At 69.5% G+C, this 26,190-nt stretch carries 23 protein-coding genes, 1 tRNA gene and 1 riboswitch; of the genes, 12 read left to right on the forward strand and 12 right to left on the reverse strand.

The annotated features are described in order from the left end of the window. Positions 1 to 4: 4 nt before the first annotated feature. On the forward strand, positions 5 to 850 hold the full coding sequence (gene rsmI, locus ACWEIJ_RS26835; protein ID WP_449839991.1) for a 16S rRNA (cytidine(1402)-2'-O)-methyltransferase: 846 nt from the start codon (positions 5 to 7) through the stop codon (positions 848 to 850). Here rsmI and ACWEIJ_RS26840 read toward each other — a convergent pair. The 3 genes from ACWEIJ_RS26840 to ACWEIJ_RS26850 are packed head-to-tail and all read right to left on the reverse strand — an operon-like array spanning position 842 to position 3,086. Next, positions 842 to 1,555: an ABC transporter permease gene (locus ACWEIJ_RS26840; RefSeq protein ID WP_449839992.1), complete on the reverse strand. Its 714-nt coding sequence runs from the start codon at positions 1,553 to 1,555 to the stop codon at positions 842 to 844. The genes rsmI and ACWEIJ_RS26840 overlap by 9 nt on opposite strands. Then, the gene (locus ACWEIJ_RS26845) at positions 1,545 to 2,477 is read right to left on the reverse strand and encodes an ATP-binding cassette domain-containing protein (protein WP_449839993.1); all 933 of its coding nucleotides are present in this window, start codon (positions 2,475 to 2,477) and stop codon (positions 1,545 to 1,547) included. The genes ACWEIJ_RS26840 and ACWEIJ_RS26845 overlap by 11 nt, the downstream gene beginning before the upstream one ends. Before the next feature lie 57 nt (positions 2,478 to 2,534). Then, the gene (locus ACWEIJ_RS26850; protein ID WP_449839994.1) at positions 2,535 to 3,086 is read right to left on the reverse strand and encodes a PadR family transcriptional regulator; all 552 of its coding nucleotides are present in this window, start codon (positions 3,084 to 3,086) and stop codon (positions 2,535 to 2,537) included. A gap of 54 nt (positions 3,087 to 3,140) precedes the next feature. Between ACWEIJ_RS26850 and metG the strand changes: the two genes are divergently transcribed. From metG to ACWEIJ_RS26895, 9 genes are all read left to right on the forward strand, one after another. Beyond that, entirely contained in the window at positions 3,141 to 4,934 is a 1,794-nt protein-coding gene (gene metG, locus ACWEIJ_RS26855; RefSeq protein WP_449839995.1) for a methionine--tRNA ligase, read from the forward strand. A gap of 26 nt (positions 4,935 to 4,960) precedes the next feature. Then, complete coding sequence (locus ACWEIJ_RS26860; protein WP_449839996.1) at positions 4,961 to 5,755, forward strand: TatD family hydrolase; 795 nt, start codon at positions 4,961 to 4,963, stop codon at positions 5,753 to 5,755. 301 nt (positions 5,756 to 6,056) lie between these two features. Beyond that, a complete protein-coding gene (locus tag ACWEIJ_RS26865; protein ID WP_449839997.1) occupies positions 6,057 to 7,469 on the forward strand; it encodes a transglycosylase family protein in 1,413 nt (470 codons plus the stop codon). Between the two features lie 144 nt (positions 7,470 to 7,613). After that, positions 7,614 to 8,447 (forward strand): 16S rRNA (adenine(1518)-N(6)/adenine(1519)-N(6))-dimethyltransferase RsmA, encoded by an 834-nt coding sequence (gene rsmA, locus ACWEIJ_RS26870; RefSeq protein ID WP_449840044.1) that lies wholly within the window; start codon positions 7,614 to 7,616, stop codon positions 8,445 to 8,447. A gap of 88 nt (positions 8,448 to 8,535) precedes the next feature. Continuing rightward, positions 8,536 to 8,629, forward strand: a riboswitch (SAM riboswitch). A 218-nt stretch (positions 8,630 to 8,847) separates the two neighbouring features. Then, positions 8,848 to 9,846 (forward strand): methionine ABC transporter ATP-binding protein, encoded by a 999-nt coding sequence (locus ACWEIJ_RS26875; protein WP_449839998.1) that lies wholly within the window; start codon positions 8,848 to 8,850, stop codon positions 9,844 to 9,846. After that, positions 9,843 to 10,526: a methionine ABC transporter permease gene (locus tag ACWEIJ_RS26880; RefSeq protein ID WP_449839999.1), complete on the forward strand. Its 684-nt coding sequence runs from the start codon at positions 9,843 to 9,845 to the stop codon at positions 10,524 to 10,526. Before ACWEIJ_RS26875 ends, ACWEIJ_RS26880 begins: the two co-directional genes overlap by 4 nt. Positions 10,527 to 10,623: 97 nt before the next feature. Next, the gene (locus ACWEIJ_RS26885) at positions 10,624 to 11,412 is read left to right on the forward strand and encodes a MetQ/NlpA family ABC transporter substrate-binding protein (protein ID WP_449840000.1); all 789 of its coding nucleotides are present in this window, start codon (positions 10,624 to 10,626) and stop codon (positions 11,410 to 11,412) included. A gap of 54 nt (positions 11,413 to 11,466) precedes the next feature. Beyond that, complete coding sequence (locus ACWEIJ_RS26890; RefSeq protein WP_449840001.1) at positions 11,467 to 12,432, forward strand: 4-(cytidine 5'-diphospho)-2-C-methyl-D-erythritol kinase; 966 nt, start codon at positions 11,467 to 11,469, stop codon at positions 12,430 to 12,432. Between the two features lie 75 nt (positions 12,433 to 12,507). Further along, complete coding sequence (locus ACWEIJ_RS26895) at positions 12,508 to 14,274, forward strand: ABC-F family ATP-binding cassette domain-containing protein (RefSeq protein ID WP_449840002.1); 1,767 nt, start codon at positions 12,508 to 12,510, stop codon at positions 14,272 to 14,274. Here ACWEIJ_RS26895 and ACWEIJ_RS26900 read toward each other — a convergent pair. Continuing rightward, positions 14,271 to 15,674 carry a DivIVA domain-containing protein gene (locus ACWEIJ_RS26900; protein ID WP_449840003.1) on the reverse strand — a complete coding sequence of 468 codons (1,404 nt, stop codon included), beginning with the start codon at positions 15,672 to 15,674 and terminating at the stop codon, positions 14,271 to 14,273. The two genes, ACWEIJ_RS26895 and ACWEIJ_RS26900, sit on opposite strands and share 4 nt — an antisense overlap. Here ACWEIJ_RS26900 and ACWEIJ_RS26905 point away from each other — a divergent pair. Then, a complete protein-coding gene (locus ACWEIJ_RS26905) occupies positions 15,673 to 17,286 on the forward strand; it encodes a fatty acyl-AMP ligase (RefSeq protein WP_449840004.1) in 1,614 nt (537 codons plus the stop codon). The genes ACWEIJ_RS26900 and ACWEIJ_RS26905 overlap by 2 nt on opposite strands. Here ACWEIJ_RS26905 and pth read toward each other — a convergent pair whose 3' ends face one another. The 8 genes from pth to ACWEIJ_RS26945 all read right to left on the reverse strand — a co-directional run bounded on the left by pth (position 17,287) and on the right by ACWEIJ_RS26945 (position 25,065). Further along, positions 17,287 to 17,850, reverse strand: coding sequence for an aminoacyl-tRNA hydrolase (gene pth / locus ACWEIJ_RS26910; RefSeq protein ID WP_449840005.1), 564 nt, complete (start codon positions 17,848 to 17,850; stop codon positions 17,287 to 17,289). Next, complete coding sequence (locus ACWEIJ_RS26915; protein ID WP_449840045.1) at positions 17,840 to 18,403, reverse strand: DivIVA domain-containing protein; 564 nt, start codon at positions 18,401 to 18,403, stop codon at positions 17,840 to 17,842. Before ACWEIJ_RS26915 ends, pth begins: the two co-directional genes overlap by 11 nt. 5 nt (positions 18,404 to 18,408) lie before the next feature. Next, complete coding sequence (locus ACWEIJ_RS26920) at positions 18,409 to 19,008, reverse strand: 50S ribosomal protein L25/general stress protein Ctc (protein ID WP_449840006.1); 600 nt, start codon at positions 19,006 to 19,008, stop codon at positions 18,409 to 18,411. Between the two features lie 535 nt (positions 19,009 to 19,543). Continuing rightward, positions 19,544 to 20,515, reverse strand: a complete 972-nt coding sequence (locus tag ACWEIJ_RS26925) for a ribose-phosphate diphosphokinase (protein WP_449840046.1) — start codon at positions 20,513 to 20,515, stop codon at positions 19,544 to 19,546. 14 nt (positions 20,516 to 20,529) lie between these two features. Continuing rightward, positions 20,530 to 21,996, reverse strand: a complete 1,467-nt coding sequence (gene glmU / locus ACWEIJ_RS26930; protein ID WP_449840007.1) for a bifunctional UDP-N-acetylglucosamine diphosphorylase/glucosamine-1-phosphate N-acetyltransferase GlmU — start codon at positions 21,994 to 21,996, stop codon at positions 20,530 to 20,532. Between the two features lie 46 nt (positions 21,997 to 22,042). Then, a complete protein-coding gene (locus tag ACWEIJ_RS26935) occupies positions 22,043 to 23,731 on the reverse strand; it encodes a GGDEF domain-containing protein (protein WP_449840008.1) in 1,689 nt (562 codons plus the stop codon). 32 nt (positions 23,732 to 23,763) lie between these two features. After that, positions 23,764 to 23,834: transfer RNA gene (locus ACWEIJ_RS26940), tRNA-Gln, on the reverse strand. Positions 23,835 to 23,922: 88 nt separating this feature from the next. Further along, complete coding sequence (locus tag ACWEIJ_RS26945) at positions 23,923 to 25,065, reverse strand: alpha/beta hydrolase family protein (RefSeq protein WP_449840009.1); 1,143 nt, start codon at positions 25,063 to 25,065, stop codon at positions 23,923 to 23,925. A 182-nt stretch (positions 25,066 to 25,247) separates the two neighbouring features. Between ACWEIJ_RS26945 and ACWEIJ_RS26950 the strand changes: the two genes are divergently transcribed. Further along, a complete protein-coding gene (locus tag ACWEIJ_RS26950; RefSeq protein ID WP_449840010.1) occupies positions 25,248 to 26,189 on the forward strand; it encodes an acyl-CoA desaturase in 942 nt (313 codons plus the stop codon). Position 26,190: the final 1 nt, after the last annotated feature.

Genomic DNA, 26,190 nt, shown 5'->3' on the forward strand with positions numbered 1-26,190 from the left:
CCTTGTGAGTCCTGTATCCGGTTCAGGCCGTCTGGTCCTGGCAGCCACCCCGCTCGGTGACATCCGCGACGCCTCCCCGCGCCTGGTGGAGGCGTTGGAGACGGCCGACGTGATCGCCGCCGAGGACACCCGGCGGTTGCACTCCCTCGCGGCCGCGCTGCAGGTCAAGCCATCCGGACGGGTGATCAGCTTCTACGACCAGGTGGAGACCGCACGCCTGCCGGGACTGCTGGAATCACTGCGCAACGGCGAGACGGTGCTGCTCGTGACGGACGCCGGAATGCCGTCCGTGTCCGATCCCGGTTACCGGCTCGTCGCCGCGTGTGTCGAGCAGGACCTCAGGGTCACGTGCCTGCCGGGGCCGTCCGCCGTGACGACCGCGCTCGCCGTGTCGGGCCTGCCGAGCGACAGGTTCGCGTTCGACGGCTTCCCGCCGCGCAAGTCCGGTGAGCGCAAGCGTTGGTTCGCACCGCTGGCCACCGAACAACGCACGGTCGTCTTCTTCGAGGCACCCCACCGGCTGGCCGCGACGCTCGCGGACGCCGTGGAGGTGCTCGGACCTGAGCGTCAAGCCGCCGTGTGCCGTGAGCTGACCAAGACCTACGAAGAGGTCGTGCGCGGATCGTTGGCCGAGCTCGCCGAGTGGGCCGTGGAAGGCGCACGCGGCGAGATCACCGTCGTCCTCGGTCCGGCTCCCGCCGAGGAGAAGCCGGACCTGGACACCCTGGTCGCCGAGGTCCGCCAGCGCGTCGCCGACGGGGAACGGCTGAAGTCGGCCGCCGCCGAGGTCGCGGAGGCGGCCGGCGTCAGCAAGAAGGCCCTGTACGACGCCGCGATCAAGTCAAGCTGACTCGCGGTTGAACGTGCGGACGCCGTAGAAGACACCGGCCAGCACCAGCACGACCACCGAGATCAGGCCGAACAGCAGCGAACCGGTGTTGAAGATCGACCGCTCGGCATCGACGACGTGCGCCAACGGGTTGACCCGAGACAGCCAGTAGAGCCACTTCGGACCGTTGGACATCGGCAGCAACACGCCCGAGAGCAGCATCAACGGCACGATCGTCGCTGACAGGACGGACGCGAAGACGTACTCCAGCTTCACCTTCAACGCGATCGCGTACGACGCCGACCCGATGGCGACGCCGAGCAGGGCCACGAGCGCGAGGCCGAGCAGGATCTCGCCGGGCGACGCGCGGAACCCGAACAGCATCGCGGCGAGCACGATCAGCAGGCCCTGCACGACCAGCAGCGCCACGTCCTTGCCGACCCTGCCGACGAGCAGCGCGACCCGGCTGACCGGGGTGACCCGCAGCCGTTCCATCACGCCCGTCCGCACCTCCGGCAGCAGCGAGAAGCCCGCGTAGGCCGTGCCGAACAACGCCAGCTGCACCAGCAGGCCGGGCACGAACCACTGCCAGCCGGTGTCGCCGAGCAGCGGCCCGAACAGGGCCAGGTAGAGCAACGGCTGGGACAACCCGAAGATCACCGCGACGGGGTTGCGCACCACCGGCAGCATCACGCGGGCGAAGACGAGCCAGGTGTCACGCAGCATTGGCTTCCTCCCTCAGGGAGCGGCCGGTCATGGTCAGGAACACGTCGTCCAAGGTCGGCCGGTGGACCTGGACGGAGTGCAGCTCGACGCCGATCTGGTCGAGGTCGCGCAGCAACGACGGCAGCGCGCGGTCGCCGTTCGGGATGCGGAAGCTGACCTTCTCGCCGTCGACCACGGCGTTGTCGAACTTCGTGGCGACGACCGCCGCCTGGGGCGTGCCGAGCACGACCAGATCGCCGGAGACGCGGTCCTTAAGCTCGTCGGGAGAGCCCTCGCCGACGATCAGGCCGTGGTCGATCACCAGCAGCCGGTCGCTGAGGAAGTCCGCCTCGTCGAGGTAGTGGGTGGTCAGGAAGACCGTGGTGCCGTCGGCCCTGAGCCGCTTGACGTGGTCCCACAGGTTGCGGCGGCTCTGCGGGTCGAGCCCGGTCGACGGTTCGTCGAGGAACAGCAGTCGCGGGTCGTGCAGCAGGCCCATCGCGATGTCGAGCCGGCGCTGCTGGCCGCCGGACAACGTGACCGCCAGCCGGTTCTCCGTGCCCTGCAGCTCGAACCGTTCGATCAGGTCGGCGGCCTTGCGCCGTGCCTGCGCCCCGGACATGCCGTAGAAGCGGCCCTGGAACTCGAGCTCGTCGCGAACCCGCTGGTCCGCGCCGCTGCCGTTCTTCTGGCCGACGTACCCGATGTTGCGGCGCACGCCCGCCGGGTCGGTCAGCAGGTCGTGCCCGGCGATGGTCGCCTCGCCCGCGGTCGGCTGCAGCAGTGTCGTGAGCATGCGCAACGTCGTGGACTTGCCTGCCCCGTTCGGCCCCAGGAACCCGACGAGCTCCCCCTCGGCGACGTCGATGTCCACCCCGCGCACTGCTTCCACCGGGCCGGACTTCGTCGTGAACCGGCGCGCGAGGCCGCGTGCCTTGATCATGACCGAACCCCCTCTAGTCAAGTTTGACTAGAGGGTAGGGGAACTAATCAAGTTTGACTAGTCCTTCAGCGCGTACTCGCCGGCCTCCAGACGTTCGATCAGCTCCCGAGTCCAGCGCACCTGACCTTCGAGGTGGACGAGCCAGAGCCGGAACAGCTCGCTGACGTGCGCGGGTTTGCCCATCTCCGGCATCGAGGTGACGCCGTGCCTGGTCGGCGCGAGCTGCCCTTCGAGGCCGGCCAGCCGGTTGCGCAGCATCACGATCGCCTGCCTGCGGGGCACGAGGTTGAGCATCGCGACGCTCGCGGAGACCATGTCGTTGCCGGCGGACGCGTCGGACAGCGCGTGGCCGAGGAGGTCCTGCAGCTCGTGCTCACCGGCTGCGGTGATCTTGTAGGTGGTCCTGGCCGGCCCCTCGCCCGACTCGACCCCCACCGGTTCCACCAGCCCGTCCTTGGCCAGCGACCTCAGCGCGTGGTAGATCGAGCCCGGCTGCACGTTCGCCCACTGGTCCGCCGCCCACGACTTGAGCTCGCGGCGCACCTGGTACCCGTGCGCCTCGCCGACGAGCTTGACCATGCCGAGCACGAGCATCCTGGTCGCGGACAAACCGACCTCCCATGCAGTGAAAAGCGGCTGGCACCGCCTCCGTAGGCTATGCGCATGAGTGCCTCCGTACTGACCGCGGTGGCCTGGCCTTACGCCAATGGCCCCCGTCACATCGGTCACGTCTCCGGTTTCGGTGTCCCGTCCGACGTCTTCTCCCGCTACATGCGAATGTCCGGACACCGGGTGCTCATGGTCAGCGGCACGGACGAGCACGGCACACCCATCCAGGTGCAGGCCGAGAAGGAAGGGCTCACGGCTCGTGAGCTCGCCGACAAGTACAACCGCGTGATCGCCTCCGACCTGCAGGGCCTCGGCCTCTCCTACGACCTCTTCACCCGCACGACGACCGGCAACCACTACCAGGTCGTGCAGGACCTGTTCTCTGCGTTGTGGAAGAACGGCTACGTCATCCCCAAGACGGAGATGGGCGCCATCAGCCCGTCGACCGGGCGGACGCTGCCCGACCGCTACATCGAGGGCACCTGCCCGATCTGCGGGTACGACGGCGCGCGCGGTGACCAGTGCGACAACTGCGGCAACCAGCTCGACCCCGCGGACCTGAAGAACCCTCGCTCGCGGATCAACGGCGAGGTGCCGAAGTTCGTCGAGACCGAGCACCTGTTCCTGGACCTGCCCGCGTTCATCGACTCGCTCGGCTCGTGGATGTCGACGCGCACCGAGTGGCGCCCGAACGTGCTCAAGTTCTCGCAGAACCTGATCAAGGACTTGAGGCCGCGCGCGATCACCCGCGACCTCGACTGGGGTGTGCCGATCCCGCTCGACGGGTGGAGCAACCAGCCGATGAAGCGGTTCTACGTGTGGTTCGACGCGGTGATCGGCTACCTGAGCGCGTCCGTGGAGTGGGCCCGTCGTTCCGGCGACGACGACGCCTGGAAGGAGTTCTGGACGGGTGACGCCCAGGGCTACTACTTCATGGGCAAGGACAACATCGTCTTCCACTCGCTGATCTGGCCGTCGCTGCTGCTCGGGCAGAACGGCGCGGGCGACAAGGGCGGCGAGCCCGGCCGGTTCGGCACGCTGAACCTGCCGACCGAGGTCGTGTCGTCGGAGTACCTGACGATGAGCGGCTCGAAGTTCTCCACCTCGCGCGGCACCGTGATCTACGTCGGCGACTTCCTCAAGGAGTTCGGGCCGGACGCGCTGCGGTACTTCATCTCCGTCGCCGGTCCCGAGAACCAGGACACCGACTTCACCTGGGAGGAGTTCGTCCGCCGGACGAACTTCGAGCTGGCGAACGAGTGGGGCAACCTGGTCAACCGCTCGGTCTCGATGGCGCACAAGAACGTCGGCGCGATCCCGAAGGCCACCGCGCTGACGGACGCCGACCACGAGCTGCTGCGGCAGTCGCGTGCGGCGTTCGACACCGTCGGCGCGCACCTGCGCCGGTCGCGGTTCAAGCAGGCGTCCGGTGAGGCCATGCGGGTCATCTCGGCGGCGAACAAGTACCTGTCGGACCAGGAGCCGTGGAAGCTCAAGGACGACCCGGACCGCCGTGACTCGGTGCTGCACACCGCGCTGCAGGTGGTTCAGGACGCGAACACGCTGATGACGCCGTTCCTGCCGCACTCGGCGCAGCAGGTGCACGAGGCGTTGGGCGGCACGGGCGTGTGGGCGGCTCAGCCCGCGCTGACCGAGGTCACCGACCTCGACGTGCCCGACCGCTCGTACCCGGTGCTGACCGGTGACTACGCCGGTGAGCAGGCTCGCTGGGAGTCCACGCCGATCGAGGTCGGCCGGCCTTTGCAGAAGCCGTCGCCGCTGTTCGCGAAACTCGACCCGAAGCTGGGCGAGACCGGGCCCGAGTGGGCTCCGATCGTCACCGACTAGTGGCGGACAAGCGGGAACGACCGCCGGTGCCGGAAGCTCTTCCGGCACCGGTGATCGACGCTCACACGCATCTGGACGCGTGCGGCGCCACCGACCGGGCCGGCGTGGCGGAGGTGCTGGACCGCGCGGAGGCCGCCGGGGTCTCGCACGTGATCACCGTGGCGGACGACCTGGCCGCCGCGCGGTGGGCCGCCGAAGCGTCCACTTGGGACCCGCGCGTCTACGCCGCGGTGGCCGTGCACCCGACGCGCACGTCTTCGTTCGGTGATCTCGAGAAGGCCGAGCTGGAGCGGCTGGCGGTGTTGCCCCGCGTCGTGGCGATCGGCGAGACCGGTCTCGACTACTACTGGGACTACTCGCCGCCGGCCGCGCAGCACGAGGCTTTCCGTTGGCACATCGAGCTTTCCAAGCGCGTTGGGAAGCCGTTGATGATCCACGACCGGGACGCGCACGAGGACATCCTCAAGGTCCTCGACGCCGAGGGCGCACCGTCCACTGTGGTCTTCCACTGCTTCTCCGGTGACGCGGACTTCGCCCGGCGGTGCGTCGACGCGGGGTACGTGCTGTCGTTCGCGGGCCCGGTGACGTTCAAGAACGCCCGCGCCCTGCAGGAGGCGGCCCGGCTGGTGCCGCGAGATCAGCTCCTGGTCGAGACGGACGCCCCGTTCCTGACGCCGCATCCGTTCAGGGGGCGCCCAAACGAACCCTATTGTGTGAATTACACAGTTCGGACTTTGGCCACGCTCCGTGGCGAAGATCTTTCTGAACTCTGCTCCGCTGTCACCCGTAATGCTCAACGAGTGTTCGGACTTGGTCACTGAGATGCGATGTAAGACGAACGGAGCAAAGGGTTCCTACCCCATGGGGTGACTGAGGTCACAACATTGGCGGGGGTGTTTGCGCAACGTCCGCGACCCCGTTACTGTCCCGTGACCGTGCCACCTGAGCCGACCTTGTCGGTTCGGTGCACGCCCGCAGTCGGGGCGGGACCCAAGCCAGAAGCGCGAAGAAGCGAGACCACGTAGGAGGAGTTGCCGGGAACCTTCGAGTTCCAACTCGAATGATCTTGTCAACGCCAACTGTGCGGTGGCCTCGAGCTTCCGCAATGGAGGTATCGACCCAGTGTCTGGTAGCGACAGAACTGCCGCTCCGTACGACTTCAACGAGGACACCGACTGGTTCACGCCGGTCGGGATGGCCACGGCCACCGCCGTCGCCGATCCTCACCCGAGCTTTCCCGCCGGTGCGCTGAGCATCTCGCCGGAGGACGTGCTCGAGGTGCTCGGACCGGACGCCGACGAGCTCCTCGCCACGGCGAACGTCGACGTCGACGAGCTGATCCGGCTCATCAACGCCGAGACGACGATCATGCCGCCCCTCGTCCTCCCGACGGAGGAAGAGGAGAAGGAGGACCCACAGGTCCTCGTCCAGACGGTCACCAACTGGAAGCGCCGCTTCCTCAAGGGTGCGGTCGCCGCGGTCCTCGTCTCCATCTCCGGCGGCGGCGTGACCGCCATGGCGATGGACAAGTCCCTCACGGTCGACGTGGACGGTGCGCTGCAGACCGTCCACTCCTACGAGGGCACGGTCGGCGAGGTTCTCGCCGAGGAGGGCATCGTCGTTGGTGAGCACGACGCCCTCTCGCCTTCGCTGAACACCCCGATCTCCGACGGCGGCAAGATCACCCTCGACCGCGGCCGCCTCGTCAAGGCGAGCATCGACGGCCAGGCCCGCGAGGACTGGGTCCGCTCGGTCACCGTCGAGGAGGCCGCCAAGCAGATGGGCGTGCCGGTCGAGGGAGCCTGGTTCTCCGCTCCCGGCAACCAGAACGTGCCCCTGGAGGGCATGAATCTGGAAGTCAAGACCCGCAAGAACATCAAGCTGTTCGACGGCGCCAACCCGGTCCGCGAGATCCAGACCACCGCGGTCACCGTCGACGAGCTGCTGAAGAACGAGAACCTCTCGCTCGGCCCCGAGGACGCGGTCGCCTCCGGCACCGACGTGAAGCTCGCCACCGGCGCCGAGGTCTACATCTCCCGCACGGGCGTCACGGTCATCAACGTGAACGAGCCGGTCGCCCCGCCGGTCGAGAAGACCAACGACCCGAACATGAACGCGGGCGAGCAGACGGTCACCGACCCCGGCACGCCCGGCGAGCAGATCAGCACGTACCGCGTGACCGTGAAGAACGGCAAGGAGATCAGCCGCGAGAAGATCGCCGGCAAGGTCACCAAGGAGCCGAAGCCGAAGAAGATCACGGTCGGCACCAAGCCGCTGCCCGACGGCGAGGTCTGGGACCGGCTCGCCAAGTGCGAGGCCGGTGGCAACTGGGCCGCCAACACGGGCAACGGCTACTACGGCGGCCTGCAGTTCAACGCCGGCACCTGGGCCTCCAACGGCGGCACCGCCTACGCCCAGCTCCCGCACCAGGCCACCCGCGAGCAGCAGATCGCCATCGCGACCAAGCTGCGCGACCGCGCCGGCGGCACCTACGGCGCCTGGCCGGGCTGCCGCGCCAAGCTGGGCCTGCCGTAACCGCAAGACTTCCTGGCACGCGGGGGCTCCGCGTTTCCTTCTGGGGAACGCGGGGCCCCCGTGTTTCTGCCGGTCGGCGGGTTTCGGTGTCCGGCAGCCCGCCCGCCGGTTCCTGATCCCACCTGCGAGAATGCTCAGGTGAGCCTGCTGGGACCTGCCGAAGTGCGACGTCTGGCCGAAGAACTGGGCATCCGCCCGACCAAAAAACTCGGGCAGAACTTCGTGCACGACCCGAACACGGTCCGCAAGATCGTCGCCGCGGCCGAGCTCACCCCGGACGACGTGGTGCTGGAGGTCGGTCCCGGCCTGGGCTCGCTGACCCTGGCGCTGCTCCCCGCCGCCGAGCAGGTCGTCGCGGTCGAGATCGACCCGCCGCTGGCCGGGCGCCTGCCGCAGACCGTGCGCGAGATGGATCCGGAGAACGCGGGCAAGCTGCACGTCGTCCTCAAGGACGCCATGAAGGTCACGAAGGACGACCTCGTGGTCCAGCCCACGGCGATCGTGGCGAACCTGCCCTACAACGTCGCCGTCCCCGTCGTCCTGCACCTGCTGAACGAGCTCCCGACGCTGCGGAAGGGCCTCGTGATGGTCCAGGCCGAGGTGGCCGACCGGATGGCGGCCGGGCCCGGCAGCAAGATCTACGGCGTGCCCAGCGTGAAGCTCGCCTGGTACGCGGAGGCGAAGAAGGCCGGTCCGGTCGGCAGGAACGTCTTCTGGCCCGCGCCCAACGTCGACTCGGGCCTGGTCTGGTTCCACCGCCACGAAAGCCCGCTGTCCACTGTGGACAAGACGAGACTCTTCTCGATCGTCGACGCGGCCTTCGCGCAACGCCGCAAGACCCTCAGGGCCGCCCTCAAGGGCTGGGCCGAGACCGCGCAGATCAACGTCGACGAACTGCTCGACAAGGCCGGCATCGACCCGCAGGCCAGGGGCGAGCAGCTGAGCGTGATCGACTTCATCCGGATCGCGGAGGTCTAGGCCGAGGATCCATCGGCCAACAGTGTGATCTGTCGAACGAATCGGATTCTGGCTTGCGCAACCGAACGTGCGTCCGGTTGACTGCTAGGTGCCATCCGGAGCGACCGAGAGACCTGGCTCTACGACGTCGCAGCAACCACCCGCTGGATGCGGGCAGGTGCTAACGCCAGGACCGATGGAGGATCACATGGGCACCACGCGAATGCTGACGCGTCGGCGAGTCGTCGACCAGTGCCGTCGCACCGCTTCTGCATGTCGTCGCCACCTCGTCTAAGGCGCCTTCTCAAAGTCCTTTGACGCGGCCCTCCTCAAGCACGAGGGGCGCACACACCTGAGCAGAACTCCGACCGCGCACCGCCCACGAGGCGGGTGTGCCGTCGCGCGCAGCCGTGGAGCAGAAGTGATCACTGTCGAAAACCTCACCAAGTCCTTCCAGGGTGTCAACGCCCTGAACGGCGTGACCCTCGACGTCGAGGCGGGCACCGTGCTCGGCGTGGTCGGCCCGAGCGGGGCCGGCAAGTCGACGCTCGCGCGCTGCGTGGCGCTGCTGGAGCGTCCCGACTCCGGTGCGATCCGGGTCGACGGCACGGACATCACCGCGCTGGACGGGTCCGCGCTGCGGGCCGCCCGTCGCCAGATCGGCGTTGTGCCGCAAGGGGATTCGCTGCTGCGCCAGCGCACCGCGGCCGGCAACATCGCGTTGCCGCTGGAGTCCGCGGGCGTGCCTGGACCGCAGCGCCGCAGCCGGGTGGGCGAGCTGCTGGACCTCGTCGGGCTGACCGACAAGGCCGCCGCCTACCCCGACCAGCTGTCCGGCGGGCAGCGTCAGCGCATCGCCGTGGCACGCGCACTCGCCGCGAACCCGAGCGTCCTGCTGGCCGACGAGCCCACGTCCGCGCTCGACCCCGAGACCACCGGTTCCGTGCTCACCGTCCTCGACCGTGCGCGCGCTGAGCTGGGTGTGACCGTTCTCGTCGTCACGCACGACATGGGCGTGGTCCGCAAGATCTGCGACGACGTCGCCGTGCTGGAGCAGGGTCGCGTCGTCGAGCACGGCAAGGTCCTCGACCTCGTCAGCGACGCCGGCAGCCGCACGAGCGGTGCGCTGCTGCCCGCCGTCGACCTGAACCCGATCAACGAGAGCAGCTACGACCGCGTCGCGGACGTCGTGCTCGTCGGGTTCGCCGCGGTCGGCGCGCTGCTGCCCGAGGCCTCCCACCGGTTCGGCGTCGAGCTGAACATCGTCGGTGGCGGCCTGACGCGCCTGGGCGAGACCCCCGTCGCGCGGTTCCGCCTCGGCCTGAACGGTGAGCGGTCCGACTCCGCGCTGGAGTGGATCAGCGAGGCCGGTGGCGCGGTGCAGAGGTCCCTGAAGGGGCCGCAGGGAGTAGCTGCGTGAGGTCTGCAACACCCTGGCCGGACGTGCTGAGCTTTCTCGTCGAGGCCACCGGGGAGACGCTGTACATGGTCGGTGTCTCCACCTTGATCGCCACCGCTTTCGGAGTTCCGCTCGGGGTTTGGCTGCAGCTCACCGCCAAGGGCGGGCTGCGGCCGAACGCCGCGCTGCACCGCGTTCTCGGCTTCATCACCGACCTGGGCCGCTCGATGCCGTTCATCGTGCTGCTCGTCGCGCTCACGTCGGTCACCCGCCTGATCGTCGGCGGTTCCATCGGCAGCACGGCGGTCATCGTGCCGTTGGCCGTGGGTGCGATTCCGTTCGTCGGGCGGCTGGTGCAGAACATCCTGTCCGAGGTGCACGTGACCGTGGTCGAGGCCGCGGTCACGACCGGCGCCTCGACGCTGCGGATCGTGCGTTCGGTGCTGATCCGCGAGTCGCTGCCCGCGCTGATCAACGCCATCGGCGTCACCGTGATCGCCCTGATCGGGTACTCCGCCATGGCGGGCGTGATCGGCGGCGGCGGCCTCGGTGACCTGGCGATCCGCGAGGGCTACCAGCGCTTCAACGACCGGATCCTGTGGAGCACCGTGGCGTGGCTCGCCGTGCTCACGACGTTGATCCAGCTCGGTTTCACCCGTGCCGCCCGTGCGTCCGACCGGCGCCGACACGCCACCGTCTGACTTTTCCGCACGCGGGGCCCTCCCGTACTCCAGGAGAGTACGAAAGCTCCCCGCGTACTCGAACCTGCCGCCGGCAGAAACTCTCAAAAGGAACGAAATGCGTATTAAGGCTGCCCTGATCGCGGTCGCTTTGACTGCTTTGTCCGCTTGCTCGTCCGGTGGCAGCGCCTCCGACACGCTCAAGGTGGGCGTGTCGCCCGTCCCGCACGCGCAGATCCTCAAGTACGTGGCCGACAACCTCGCCGCGCAGAAGGGGCTGAAGATCGAGGTCGTCGAGTTCACCGACTACGTGCAGCCCAACACGGCGCTGGTCGACGGCTCGCTCGACGCCAACTACTTCCAGACCGTCCCGTACCTCGCGACGTTCACGAAGGAGAGCGGCGCCAAGGTCGAATGGGTCGCGCCCGTGCACGTCGAGCCGCTGGGCGTGTACTCGAAGAAGGCGCACAAGCTCGACGAGCTGCCGCAGAACGCCAAGATCGCGCTGGCCAACGACGCCACCAACGAGACCCGCGGGCTGAAGCTGCTGGAGGCCAACGGTCTGATCAAGCTCAAGGCCGTGGACGCGCCGACCGTCCGCGACGTGGCGGAGAACCCCAAGAACCTCCAGTTCGTGCCGCTGGAGGCCGCTCAGCTGCCCCGTTCGCTGGAGGACACCGACGCGTCGGTGATCAACGGCAACTACGCGATCGACGCGGGCCTGAAGCCCGCCACCGACGCGCTCGCGCTGGAGAAGGCCGAGGGCAACCCGAACGCCAACGGTCTGGTCACCCGGACCGAGCTCAAGGACGACAAGCGCATCCGCGCCCTGGCGGAGCTGCTCGGATCGCAGCAGGTCAAGGACTACATCAAGCAGACCTACAACGGTTCGGTCATCCCGGTCTGACGCAGGTGGTGACCGGGGGAGAGGTCCAGGACTCCAGAACGCCCGTAGGCTGACATGGTGCTCGCAGTCGTTCCACCCCCGGTCACGGTCCGCGTCCCGGCCAAGGTCAACCTGCACCTGGCCGTCGGTGACGTGCGCCCGGACGGCTACCACGACCTGGTGACGATCTTCCAGGCCCTCTCGCTGGTCGACGAGGTCACGGTCGCGGTGGCGGACGAACCCGGTGTCGAGGTCCACGGCGAGGGCGCCGACCAGGTGCCCACGGGAGCCTCGAACCTCGCCTGGCGCGCGGTCCGCCTGCTGGCCGCGCACGTCGGCAAGGACCCCGACGACCCGAAGGTCCGGGTCGTCATCCGCAAGGCCATCCCGGTCGCCGGCGGCATGGCCGGTGGCAGCGCGGACGCGGCGGCGACGCTCGTGGGCCTGTCGTCGTTGTGGCGGCTGGAGATCAGCCGTGACGAGCTGGCCGAACTGGCCGGGAAGCTCGGCGCCGACGTGCCGTTCGCCCTCTACGGCGCCACCGCACTCGGCACCGGCCGCGGCGAGCGGATCGTGCCGGTGCTGAGCCGTCACCAGTTCCACTGGGTGCTCGCGTTCGACCGGCGCGGACTGTCCACTCCGGACGTGTTCGACGAGCTGGACCGCCTGCGCGCCGAGGGAGACCCGCCGCGCGTCGGCGCGGTCGAGGCCGTGCTGGAGGGCCTGTCCTCCGGCGACCCGCGCCAGCTGGCGTTGCTGCTGGGCAACGACCTGCAGGCGGCCGCCGTCTCGCTGCGCCCGAACCTGCGCCGCACGTTGCGCGCGGGTGTCGACGCGGGCGCGCTGGCCGGCATCGTGTCCGGTTCGGGCCCCACGACGGCGTTCCTGTGCGAGGACGGCGACACGGCCGTGCGCGTGGCCGCCGAGCTGGCCGGCGCGGGCGTGTGCCGGACGGTCCGGGTCGCGCACGGGCCGGTGCCCGGTGCGCGGGTGATCACGACCGAGGAACCGAAGCCGACGCCGCCGGAAGTGCACGCCTAATACGTGGTGAGCAGGGCCTTTGGCGCTTCCAGGTAGCCTCTGCGGGGGTATTTCTTCTCGGGTCGTGAGGTTTTGATGGCCAACCTGGTCAACCTGGAGTCCGTGTCGAAGTCGTTCGGCGTCCGGCCGCTGCTCGACGGCGTGTCGCTCGGCGTCAACGAAGGCGACCGGATCGGTGTCGTCGGCCTGAACGGCGGTGGCAAGACGACGCTGCTCGAGGTGCTGGCCGGGGTGGAACCGGCGGACGACGGCAGGGTGTCGCGGTCGCGCGACCTGCGGATGGCGGTCGTGACGCAGCGCACCGAGCTGCCGGAGGGCTCGACCGTGCGCAACGCGGTGATCGACCCGCTCGGCTTCGACGCGGAGCACGAGTGGGCGTCCGACGCCCGCGTCCGGTCCATTCTGGACGGACTTGGGATCACGGCCCTGGGCCTGGACTCCGTGGTCTCCACGATGTCCGGTGGTGAACGCCGCCGGGTCGCGCTCGCGGCCGCGCTCATCCAGGACCTCGAACTGATCGTGCTGGACGAGCCGACGAACCACCTCGACGTCGAGGGCGTGCGGTGGCTCGCGGAACACCTGCTGGCCCGCAAGTGCGCGCTCGTGGTCGTGACGCACGACCGGTGGTTCCTCGACACGGTCTGCAACCGCACGTGGGAAGTCGTGCTGGGCAAGGTCGAGCAGTACGAGGGCGGCTACGCCGACTGGATCTTCGCGCGCGCCGAGCGGCAGCGGCTCGCGGACGCGGCGGAGGAGAAGCGGCAGAACCTGGCGCGCAAGGAGCTCGCGTGGCTGCGCCGCGGCGCGCCCGCGCGGACGTCCAAGCCCCGCTACCGGATCGAGGCCGCCGAGGCGTTGATCGCGGACGTGCCGGCACCGCGCGACAACGTCGAGCTGCTCGCGTTCGCCAAGAAGCGCCTGGGCCGCACGGTGATCGAGCTGGAGGACGCGACACTGTCCATTCCGGACCGCGTGCTGGTGCGCGACCTGACGTGGCGCATCGGTCCCGGCGACCGCATCGGTCTGGTCGGGGTCAACGGATCCGGCAAGACGACGTTGCTGAAGCTGCTGGCGGGCGAGCGCGAACCCGAGACGGGCAAGCGGATCCAGGGCCAGACGGTGAAGATCGCGCACCTGTCGCAGGAGCTGCACGACCTCGACGGGTCGATGCGCGTGCTGGAGGCGATCGAGGAGGTCGCACGGCGCGTCGTGCTCGGCAAGTACGAGATGTCGGCGTCGCAGCTGGGCGAGCGGTTCGGGTTCTCGTCGCAGAAGCAGTGGACGCCGGTCTCGGACCTGTCCGGTGGCGAGCGGCGCCGGTTGCAGCTGTGCCGGTTGCTGATGGCCGAGCCGAACGTGCTGCTGCTCGACGAGCCGACGAACGACCTGGACATCGACACCTTGCAGCAGCTGGAAGACCTGCTCGACTCGTGGCCCGGCACGCTCGTCGTGATCTCGCACGACCGCTACCTCGTCGAGCGCGTGTGCGACAAGGTCGTGGCGTTGTTCGGTGACGGCAAGCTGACCGACCTGCCCGGCGGGATCGACGAGTACCTCAAGCGCCGCGACTCGTTGCGCGACAGGGAAACCGCTGCCCCCGCCGCGGAGAAGGCGCCGTCCAACGCCGCCGACCAGCGTGCCGCCCGCAAGGAGCTGGCCCGGTTGGAGCGGCGCCTCGAAGTGCTGCACAAGAAGGAAGCCGAGCTGCACGCGGCGCTCGCCGAGGCCGCCACCGATCCCGACCGGCTGTTGAAGCTCGACGCCGAGCTCCGCGCCGTGCTGGCGGAGGAGGCCGACGTCGAGGCCGCCTGGATGGCCGCGGCCGAGGTGGTCGAAGGCTAGCGGCCCCGGCGGCGCAGCTCGTTGGCGAGCATCGGGAGCAGTTCGTCGATGAACGACGTGTCGTAGCCCTGGCCGGAGAGCAGGGCGTAGCTGAAGCGCGCCTTCATGACCTCTTCCGAGGTCGCCCCGAGCATGCCGTCGAGCGCGACGCCGATCTCCTCCAGCATCCGGTCGACCTGGGCGGTGCGGTAGCCGCGCTGGCCGGCCGCCGCCTGCGGGATCCGGAGCTGACGCAGGTCCTTCCACGACCGCACGGCGGGCATGCTGCGGACCGGTCCGGAGAGCTGCTGCTCGACCCGGCTCAGGAACGCGTCGACCTCGGTCTCGTCGTAGCCGCGCCGTCCGATGAGCGGACGGGAGAACCTGACGTCGCGGATGTCCTTGGAGGTCAGGTTGTCCTGGCCTCGCAGCGTCGCCTCGATGCGGTCGAGGAACGCGTCCACCTGGGACTCCTGGTAGCCGCGGCGGCCGCGGGGAGGGCGGTGGAACGCGACGTTGCGGACGTCGGCGGCGGTGAGCTTCGGCGACTCCACGGCCCTGGGCTGTGCGGGCTGTTGCACCGGCGGCTGCGGCTGGGGGCGCCGCGGTGGCTGGGGGCCGCGCTGCTGGGGCCGTTGCTGTTGCTGCGGCAGCTGCGTGGTGGGCGGCGCGGGCGGCTGCGGTGTCCTGGGCGGCGGTGCGGTTTCGAACATGAGCACCACGAGGTCGAGGAACGTGTCGACGTCCTCCTCGTCGTACCCGAAGGTGCCCGGCGCGGTCTCGCCGAACACCGCGTCCTGGATCTGTTGGGCGGTCAGGTTGTCCTGGCCGCGCAGGGTGGCCTCGATGCGATCGAGGAACGCGTCGATCTGGCCTTCGTGGTAACCGCGCGTCCCCGGTCTGGGCTTGTGGAAGCGCACGGCGGCAACGTCGTCAGGGGACAGTCGGACCGCGGGTCTGAGCGCCTGCGACGTGGCGTGCGCACCCTGGGCGGGCGCGGCGGCCTGTTGCCGTTGCGGAGTGGACCGCAGCGTGTCGGCCACCAGTTCCATGAAGACGTTGACCTCGTTCACGTCGTAGCCCGGATCCCGGGTCGCCGTCCGGAACTTCACGTTGAGCACGTCCTCGCGCGTGAGGATGTCCCTGCTGCGCATGGTGTCCTCGACCCGGTCGAGAAATGCGTCCACCTCAGCCGCGTCGTACCCGCGTGCGCCCCTGGGGGGCCGATGGAACGCGACCGAGGCCACGTCCTGCGCGGAGAGCAGAGGTGCCGGATGCGCGGGCAGACGATGCTGCGCTCCGGGGCCGCCCCGATCCACCAATGACCTCCTCCTGCGTACCTGTACTGGGGAGTATCGCGTTTCGCGTGGCATAACGTTTCGTCCTGTTGGACCAAAGGGCGCCACTACGATCGCGAACATGAGTCAGTTCGTGGATGTGATGCTGGCGACGGCCGCCAACGGCCAGGACAGAGGCATGACGACGGGAGAACCCGCCGCGCCCGTCCGCCGGACATGGGCCGAGGTGCACGAACGCGCCCGGCGGATGGCCGGTGCGCTCGACGTGGCGCCGGGCACCGCGATCGCCGTGCTCGCCGCCGAACCTGCCGTGATCGCCCCAGCCGTGCAGGCAGCCTGGCTGTGCGGCGGCAGCGTCACGATGTTGCATCAACCCACACCACGCACCGACCTGGCCGAGTGGGCCGAGGACACGCTGCGGGTGCTCGCCATGATCGACTCGCGACTGGTCCTGCTCGGAAGCCCTTTCGACGCCTTGGCCCCCGTGCTCGACCAGCACGCAATCCCGTACCGCAAGCTCTCAGAGCTCGACGGCGAGCCGATCGCTCACCCTGTTCCCACCCCCGAGGATGCCACGGCACTGCTGCAGTTGACGAGTGGATCGACCGCCGATCCGAAGGCGGTGCGCATCACGCACCGCAACCTGATGGCGAACGCGACCGGAATGCGGATCGCCGCGGCCCTCGATCCCGCCTCCGACGTCATGGTTTCGTGGCTGCCGTTGTTCCACGACATGGGCATGGTCGGGTTCCTGACCGTGCCGATGCTGTTCGGCCTGGAACTGGTGAAGGTCACCCCGGTCGACTTCCTGTCGCGCCCGACCCTGTGGGCCGACCTGATCACCCGCTATCGCGGCACGATCACCGCCGCGCCGAACTTCGCCTACGCGATCGTGGCCCGCCGCCTGGCCTCCTCCACCGACTCCTTCGACCTGTCCTCGATGCGCCTGGCCCTGAACGGCGCCGAGCCGATCGATCCCGCCGCGGTCGAGGCGTTCGTGTCGGCCGGCGCGCGGTTCGGCCTGCGTCCGGAGTCGATTCTGGCCGCCTACGGCATGGCCGAGACCACCCTGGGCGTGGCGTTCGCGCCGCTGTTCACGGGCCTGTCCGTGGACGTGGTGGACGCGGACGCCGTCGAGGCGGACCGGCGTGCGGTGCCTGCTGCCGAGGGCCGGGCGTTCCCGTTGCTCGGGCCGCCGCTGCCGGGCCTGGAGCTGCGGGTGGTGTCGGACTCGGGTGCCGTGCTGGGCGTCCGGGACGTCGGTGAGCTGCAGATCCGCGGCGAGGCCGTGACGCCGGGCTACCTGACCGTGAACGGGCCGCTGGCCACTCAGGACGCCGAGGGATGGCTGTCCACTGGGGACATCGGGTACCTGGTTGAGGACGGCCAGGTCGTCGTCTGCGGGCGGCGCAAGGACGTCATCATCATGGGCGGCCGGAACATCTATCCGACCGATGTGGAGCGTGCCGCCTGCTCGGTGGACGGGGTGCGCGCGGGTAATGCCGTCGCGGTCCGGTTGGACGCCGGGACGCAGCGGGAGCGGTTCGCGGTGGTGCTGGAGTCGAAGCTGGCCGGGGACGCCGAGGCGGAGAAGTCGCTGGTGAAGGAAGTGACGGCGCGGGTGGTGGACGCGGTCGGGTTGCGGCCGTTCGCCGTGGTGGTGCAGCCGCCGGGGACCCTGCCGAAGACGCCTTCCGGCAAGTTGCGGCGGTCCGCGGCGGCCGCGTTGGTCTAGCTAGTGGAAGGCGTTCTGCGCGGCTTCGAGGCCCTTGGTGACGAGGGCCTCGGTCGCGTCCGCCGCCCGGTCGATCTCCAGCGCGAGCTGCTTGCGCTCGACCGTCGAGAAGTCCTTGAGGACGTAGTCGGCCGGGTCCTGGCGGCCCGGCGGGCGGTCCACGCCGAAGCGGACGCGGTGGTAGTCCTTGGTGCCCAAGGACTTCGTGATGGAGCGGAGTCCGTTGTGGCCGTTGTCGCCGCCGCCGAGCTTCATGCGGATGGCGGCGAACGGGAGGTCCAGCTCGTCGTGGATCACGACGATGGTGGTGGGCTTGAAGAACTTCGCGGCGCTCGCGACGGGGCCGCCGGAGAGGTTCATGAAGCTGCGCGGCTTGGCGAGGACGACTCGGTGGCCGGACAGGCGGCCCTCGACGATCTCGGCGCCGGACTTGTGGGCCTTGAACCTGCCGCCGACCCGCGCGGCCAGTTCGTCGAGGACCAGGAAGCCGATGTTGTGGCGGTTGCCCTCGTACTTCGGGCCCGGGTTGCCCAGGCCGACAATGAGGGCGAGGTCATCGTCCACGGAACCGCAACTCCTGCTCGAGGTCGTCCAGCAACGCGTCCACGGCCTGCACCTGGTATCCCTTGCCCAGCAGGCCGGACGTGGTGCTGAACCGGGTGTTGCGGACCTCGGTGGAGGTCATGGCACCCCGGCCGTCCAGGTTGGCCGCGGCGCGGGCGATGAAGGCGTCGACTTCGGCGCGATCGTAGCCGGTGCCGGTCTTCGGCAGCTTGCGCGCGTGCAGGTCCTCGCCGGTGTTCAGGCCCGTCGGCGGCACGATGCCGTTGCGGACCTGGTGCTCCAGCAGGTGCAGGACGCCGTCGACGCTCAGCGGGTCGTAGCCGTTGGGGACCGTGGCGAACCGGACGGTGCGCACGTGCTCCGGGTTCAGGCGGATCCGGCCGGCCAGCGCGTCGGCGATGATCAGCAGGAACTCGTTCACCTGGTCGGGGTCGTAGCCCTGCCGTTTGCGGCGGAAGGTCTTGCTTCTGATGTCGGACGGCCGCAGGTATGCGGACGGCGCGCCTCCCCCCTCGTGAGGGGGTGGCGCGCCGTCAGTCCGGCCCGACGTGATGGGGCTCAGCTTTCCTCGGTGGCCTCGGCCGGAGCGGCCTCGTCACCCTCGAGCTGCGCCGCGGACGGCGCCTCGTTCACGGCGACGATCAGAGCGTCGGCGTCGACGGCCAGCGTGACACCGGACGGCAGGGTCAGGTCGCCGGCGTGGATCTGGACGCCGGCCTCCTTGCCCTCGATCGAGACCTCGATCTGCTCGGGGATGTGCAGCGCCTCGGCCTCCACGCTGATCGTGGTGGCGTCCTGCGTGACGAGCGTGCCCGACTGGGCCTCACCGGTCAGCACGACCGGGATGTCGACGGTGACCTTCTCGCCGCGCTGGACGAGCAGCAGGTCGACGTGCTCGATGTAGTTCTTGATGGGGTGCGTGGTGACGGTCTTGGTCAGCGCCAGCTCGCTCCCGCCGTCGAGGGCGAGGGTGAGGACGGCGTTCTGACCGTGCTCACGGACAACACGGGCGAACTCGAGCGCCGGCAGGGCCAGGTGCTTCGGGTCGGAACCGTGGCCGTAGAGCACCGCGGGGATCTTGCCGGCGCGACGGGTACGGCGGGCTGCGCCCTTGCCGAATTCAGTGCGCTGCTCAGCGGCGAGACGGACCTCGGACACGGTGGGGCTCTCCTTACAAGTCTGGCCTTGTACGTCGGGGCGGTGCACAAGTTTCAGCGGTTCAGCTCTGGGGTGGTGGCCTGCGGCGGCGAGCAGCACGCGGAAACGTCAACACGCGCGGCATCAAGCCACCGCGTCGATCACGCCGGACCGATGAAGGTCCGCCCTCGCCGAGGCAACCCGACCAGTGTAGGTGAGCGCCCGATGCCAGGGCCAATCGGGGGTCCGCTCAACGCACGCGGGGAGCTTTCGTACTCCTCTGGAGCGCACGCGGGGAGCTTTCGTACTACAGGAGAGGACGCGGCGTCCCCGCGTGCGCCAGGCGCACGGCGGCGGGCACGTGGGTTGTGGAGTGGTACGCGGGGAGCTTTCGTACTCGTGTGGAGCGCACGCGGGGAGCTTTCGTACTACAGGAGAGGACGCGGCGTCCCCGCGTGCGTTGAGCGGGAGCGGCGTGCGCGGGGGAGGCGAAACGCGGGGGCCCCGCGTTTCCTCCGGGGAAACGCGGGGCCCCGCGTTGCTGGCGAAGCAGAGGTCAGGCGTTGCCGTCGAACAGCGAGGTGACGGAGCCGTCCTCGAACACCTCCTGGATCACGCGGGCCAGCAGCGGTGCGATCGAGAGCACCGTCATCTGCGGGAACCGCTTCTCCACCGGGATGGGCAGGGTGTCGGTGAACACGACCTCGCGGGCACCGGAGTTCTGCAGGCGCTCGGTGGCCGGGCCCGAGAGGATGCCGTGCGTGGCGGCGATCACCACGTCGGCCGCGCCCTCGTTCAGCAGCTGCTTGACGGCGCCGGCGATGGTGCCGCCGGTGTCGACCATGTCGTCGATCACGATGCAGAGGCGGCCCTCGACCTTGCCGACCACGCGGTTCGACACGACCTCGTTGGGACGCAGCGGGTCACGCGTCTTGTGGATGAACGCGATCGGGGCGCCGCCGAGCGTGTCCGCCCACTTCTCGGCCAGCTTGGTGCGGCCGGAGTCGGGGGAGACGACGGTGATCTCGCGGCCCGCGTACTTGCCGCGGATGTGGTCCGCGAGCAGGGGCATGGCCCACAGGTGGTCGACCGGGCCGTCGAAGAAGCCCTGGATCTGGGCGGTGTGCAGGTCGACGGACACCAGCCGGTCCGCACCCGCGGTCTTGAACAGGTCGGCCACCAGGCGGGCCGAGATCGGCTCGCGGCCGCGGTGCTTCTTGTCCTGACGGCTGTACGGGTAGAACGGCATGATCACCGTGATGCGCTTGGCCGAGGCGCGCTTCAGCGCGTCGACCATGATCAGCTGTTCCATCAGCCACTGGTTGATGGGCGAGGTGTGGGACTGGATGACGAAGGCGTCGCAGCCGCGCACGGACTCCTCGAAGCGGACGAAGATCTCGCCGTTCGCGAAGTCGTAGGCCTGCTGCGGGGTCACCGTGACGTTGAGGTGCTTCGCGACCTCTTCGGTCAGTTCGGGGTAGGCGCGTCCGCCGAAGAGCATCAGGTTCTTCTTCGGCGTTCCGGGCATCTGCGGGTTCACGGTCAGCCCTCCTCTGTCTTCTCGTCATTCTGGCCAGCGAGGGCGGCTGCCGCTGCCTGAGCCGCGGCGGTTCCTTCACGTCGGCTGAGGACCCAGCCTTCGAGGTTGCGCTGTGGGCCACCGGACACGGCGAGCGCGCCCGGCGGGACGTTGCGGCGCAGGACGGTGCCCGCGCCGGTGTAGGCGCCGTCGCCCACGGTCACGGGCGCCACGAACATGTTGTCCGAGCCGGTGCGGCAGTGGGAACCGACGACCGTGCGGTGCTTGTTCACCCCGTCGTAGTTGACGGTCACCGATGCCGCACCGATGTTGCTGTGATCGCCGATCGTGGCGTCACCGATGTACGAGAGGTGGGGGACCTTCGAACCCTCGCCGATCTGCGCGTTCTTGGTCTCGACGAACGTGCCGATCTTGCCCTTCACGCCCAGGGACGTACCGGGGCGCAGGTAGGCGAACGGGCCGACGGTGGCGCCGTCACCGATCACCGAGTCGCTGCCGTGGGTCCGCACGACGGACGCGCCGGCACCCACCGTGACGCCGGACAGCGTCGTGTCGGGGCCGACCACGGCGCGCGAACCGATCACCGTGCCCGCGCGGAGCTGCACGTTCGGCTCGATCAGCGCGTCCTGGCCGACCTGCACGTCGGCGTCCACCCAGACCGACGACGGGTCGACGACCGTGACGCCGGAGCGCATCAGGCCCTCGACGATCCGGCGGTTCATCTCGGCACCGACGGCCGCGAGCTGCACGCGGTCGTTGATGCCCTCGACGAGCCACGGGTCGGACGCGATCAGCGCGCCGACGCGGCGGCCGTCACCGCGGGCGATGCCCAGCACGTCGGTCAGGTAGAGCTCGCCCTGCGCGTTGTCGGTGGACAGCCGCGACAGGCCGTCGCGCAGCACCGCCGCGTCGAACGCGTACACGCCGGAGTTGATCTCGGTGATCAGCTGCTCGGTCGGGGAGGCGTCCTTCTGCTCGACGATCCGCTGCACGGTCCCGTCGGAGTCGCGCACGATCCGGCCGTATCCGGTGGGGTTCTCCACCACGGCGGTCAGCACCGTCACGGCGTTGCCCGCGGCGGCGTGCTCGGCGAGCAGGGCCTTGAAGGTCTGGGTGTCGAGCAGCGGCACGTCGCCGTAGCTCACGATCACGGTGCCGCCCAGGTCGTGCGGCAGCTCGGCGAGGCCGCACGAGACCGCGTGCCCGGTGCCCTTCTGCTCGGCCTGCACCGCGACGGTGACCTTGCGCCCCAGCACACCCGCGAGGTTCTCGAGGTGCTCGGTGACGGCTTCACGACCGTGGCCGACGACCACGGCCAGGTGGTCGGGATCGGTGCCGGCCGCCGCGCGCACCGCGTGTTCGACGAGTGAACGTCCGGCGATCCGGTGCAGCACCTTCGGCGTGGACGACCGCATGCGGGTGCCTTCCCCGGCGGCGAGCACGACCGTGCTGACAGGGCCCTCGAGCATCAATGCTCTCCCTAACAGGCTGGGTGGTTCGAGTCCGCGGACCAGCCTAAGCCTCCGCCGACGGCTCTCCCGCCACGGCCGCGACCTGGCAGCCTCCCTGGCGCTTCGCCACGTACATCGCCGAGTCGGCCCGCGACAGGGCCTGGTTGGCGGATTCACGCGGGCGCAGCGAGATGACGCCGACCGACAGCGTGACGCCCCGGGAGAGGTCGATTGGCAAGCCTGCCACGGCATCCACGGCCCGGCCGAGGGCTGCTTCCGCGGCGTGCAGAGGGGCTCCGGGCAGCAGCACCACGAACTCGTCACCGCCGTAGCGGGCGACCATGTCGTCGCCGCGCAGCGCCTGCCGGAGTGTGCTGGCAATCACCCGAAGAACATCATCACCCTCGGCATGCGAATGCCGGTCGTTCACGCCCTTGAACCCGTCGAGGTCCACCAGCGCGATGGAGAACGGGTCGACCTGACCGGCGATGAGCTCGCTCATCTTGTCGTCGAGCGCCCGCCGGTTGGGCAGTCCGGTGAGAGGGTCCTGCAACGCCTGCTGCGCTATCGCACCGTGCGCGCGCGTCAGCCGTTCGTGCTCGCGGCGCGTCATCAACGTGGCCACGCGGGACTCCCGCATCTGCCACAGCTCGGCCTCCAGCGCCGCGTTGTAGGCCTCCAGCGCGGACGTCGTGTGCGGGCCGGAGAAGTGCGCGTACTCGCGTTCCAGCGACAGCAGCAGCGACGGTTCCGACGTGTCGTGCTCCATCTGCGTGCGCGTGTCGCCGAGCACCTTCAGCGCGTCGTCCAGCCGGTTCGCCTCCACGAGGCACCTGGCCAGCGCGATCGCGACGATGATCAGCTCCCGCGCGTACATCGACAGGCCACGCAGCGACCACAGCCGGTCGAGATGGCCCTCGCTCGGGTTCGTCAACGCGTGGGCGGCCCCCAGGATCGGCACCTGCTCGGCGGCGTCGAGGTCGCGCCGGCCGGGGTGCAGCGACTGCCGGAACGGCACCTCGGCGGCCTCGGCGAGCCCGGAGGCCACCCGGAACTGCTCGTGCGCGGCGTCGTGCAGGTTCACCCGTTCGAGCCGCAGGCCCCAGCCGATCCGCAGTCTCGCCCTGTTCACCAGGTGCACGTAGATCTGGTGCGGCTGGCCGCTCTCGCGCAACGCGTTGTTCGCGCCCGCCAGCACGTCGTCCGCCATCTCGTAGACGCCGAGCTGGGTGAGCACCAGCGCGATGTCCTGCAACGTCGTGGCGAGCAGCTGGTCCCAGATCCGCTTGTCGAAGACGGGGTCGGTCTCGGGTTCCTCGTCGAGCATCATCGCGAGCGCCGCCGCGATCTCGGTCAGCGCCTTGTCCTCGGCGTTGCCCAGCAGGAACCGGCGTCCGCGCAACGCCCGCGCGTCCGCCTCCAGCACGATCAGGCCGTGGCGGCGGCAGTGGGCGAGCATCTCGTCGAGCTGCGGGTCGGACATGTCGACCAGACCCGGCGTCACCAGCCGGACCACGGCCGCGGCTCGCAGCAGCTGCGCGACGATGCGGGGCTCACCGCGGCCCTGCGCCTCGGCGAGGATGTGGTCGATCTCCGACGCCGCGTCGAGCTGCGCGGCGAGGTGGCTGCTCTGGGCCACGGCGACAAGCTCGCTCGCGCGGCCCACCAGCCACGCGTCGGACATCTCGTGGTGGCGGTGGCCCACGTTGCCCTGCTCGTCGACCGTTTCCTCGGGCAGCTCCGCACCTCCCAAAGACCGCACAAGACCCCGTGCCCTGGGGCTCGCTCCGCCACCAGGATTCGAACCTGGACCATCGGAACCAAAATCCGAGGTGCTGCCTTTACACCATGGCGGAACGGACGCGCTCGCGCGCGTCCTGCGCACATGTTGTCATGAGACGTCCTCTTCTTGTCCAACCACCACTCATCCGGCTCAGTTCAAGATCACGGCTTGGCGCCGATTGACCTGGTCAGGAAGTCCGCGAGCGCGTTGCGGTACGTGTCGGTCGCCACATTCCACCCCGACGTGTGGTCGGCGCCGGGGATCTCGACGTACTGCAGCGGCCACCCGAGGCCGTGCGCCGCGGTCGCCAGGTCGCGCGACGACTGGGCCGGCACGGTCTGGTCCGCCGAGCCGTGGAAGAGCAGCGTCGGCGGCTTCAGCGCTGGCGGGTTGCGGACCAGGTCGAACCGGTCGAAGTCCATGCCGATGCGCCAGCCGGACACGAGCTCGGCGACCGGCGTGAGCCACGTCGGCACGCCCCGGTTCTGCGCCTGCAGGTCGAGCGTCTGCGACCAGTTGGTGACGGGGGAGTCGAGCACGACGCCGCTGACCGCCGCCGCGACGCCGGAGCGGGCCAGCGTCTGGCCGACGATCGCGCCGCCCATCGACCAGCCGTACAGCACGATCTTGCGCGCGCCCTGGTTCTGCGCGTACTTGATGGCCGCCTCGACGTCGCGCCACTCGGTGTCGCCGAGGTGGTACAGGCCGTCCGGGGAGGCGGGCGCGCCGACGTCGTTGCGGTAGGTGATCAGCAGAACGGGCAACCCGGCACTGTGCAGCTGAGGAACCACGCGCAACGCCTCTTCGCGCTTCGCGCCCCGTCCATGGACGGTGATGACCCACGTGTCGTTCTGGTTCGCGGCCGGCACGAACCAGGCCGGCATGTCGCCCAGCTCGGTCGACACGGCGACGTCGTTGTAGGCCAGTCCCAGCGTGGTCTTCGGGTCGCCCTCGTACACGGCGGTCTCGACGCGGACCTTGGTGCCGTCCGGCGGTGCGCTGCCCTCCAGCAGCGGCCGTTCGACGCGGCCTTCCTCGTTCGAGGCGATGTCGCCGACCTTCGCCGCGCCGCCCGGCCAGATGAGGCCGAGGGTGCCGTGCTGCGTGGTGGCCACCGACTCGGACAGCACGACGGCCTGACCGTCGCGGCCCAGCGTCGTGTCGGGGTATTCGCTCGCCCAGCGTTCGACGTTGAGCAGTTCACCGCTGTAGTACCAGCCGATGCCACCCAGAGCGGCCGTGACCAGCACGAGCAGGGCGAGGAGCGAGGTCGCGGTGATCCGGATGATCTTGCGTCTGGCCATCCCCCGATGATGCCTCGTCCCGGTCTCGTTTCCATGCGACACAGCGCGGCGAACCTGAGAACAGACCGTGATTTTCCACGCGGGTCTGGCGAAGCAGGTCGGCCTAACCTACGCTTCCGTAAGTTACGGTTGCGTAGGTACTTCACCGCTGAATACGCCCTCACCCCCCCAGAGGTAGCCGTATGACCACGACGATGGACCAGTCCACCGACCAGGGTCCGAAGCCGTTGACCGACGGGCAGCGCGGCCACGCCGAGCAGCTCGGCGTGTACGTGTTCGTCATCGTTCCCTTCCTCGCCTTGCTGGCCGCCGTCCCCTTCGCCTGGGGCTGGGGCCTCGGCTGGGTCGACGTGGCGCTCTTCGTCGCGTTCTACTACCTCTCCGGCCTCGGCGTGACGATCGGCTACCACCGGTACTTCACGCACGGCTCGTTCAAGGCCAAGCGGGGCTTGAAGATCGCGCTGGCGATCGCGGGCTCGATGGCGTTGCAGGGTCCCGTGATCGACTGGGTGGCCGACCACCGCCGGCACCACGCGTTCTCCGACCGCGAGGGCGACCCGCACTCGCCGTGGCTCTTCGGCACCGGCCCGGCGGCGCTGGCCAAGGGCTTCTGGCACGCCCACATGGGCTGGCTGTTCGAGCGCGACAAGACCAACCACAAGCGCTTCGCCCCCGACCTGATGGCCGACGAGGACCTCGTCCGGATCGACAAGCTCTTCTGGCTGTGGACGACGATCTCTCTCGTTGCGCCCGGCGTGCTGGGCGGTCTGATCACGTGGTCCGTCTGGGGCGGCGTCACGGCGTTCTTCTGGGCCGGTCTGGTCCGCGTCGCGTTCCTGCACCACGTCACGTGGTCGGTCAACTCGATCTGCCACATGGTCGGCGACCGCCCGTTCGCCGCGCGCGACCGTTCCGCCAACGTCTGGGCGCTCGCGATCCTGTCGTTCGGCGAGTCGTGGCACAACCTGCACCACGCCGACCCGACCTCGGCGCGGCACGGCGTGAAGCGCGGCCAGATCGACATCTCGGCCCGCCTGATCTGGATGTTCGAGAAGTTCGGCTGGGCGTGGAACGTCCGCTGGCCGAGCGAGCAGCGCCTGGCCAGGATCAGCGTCAAGAAGTGAG

The organism is Lentzea sp. NPDC004789, assembly GCF_053601075.1.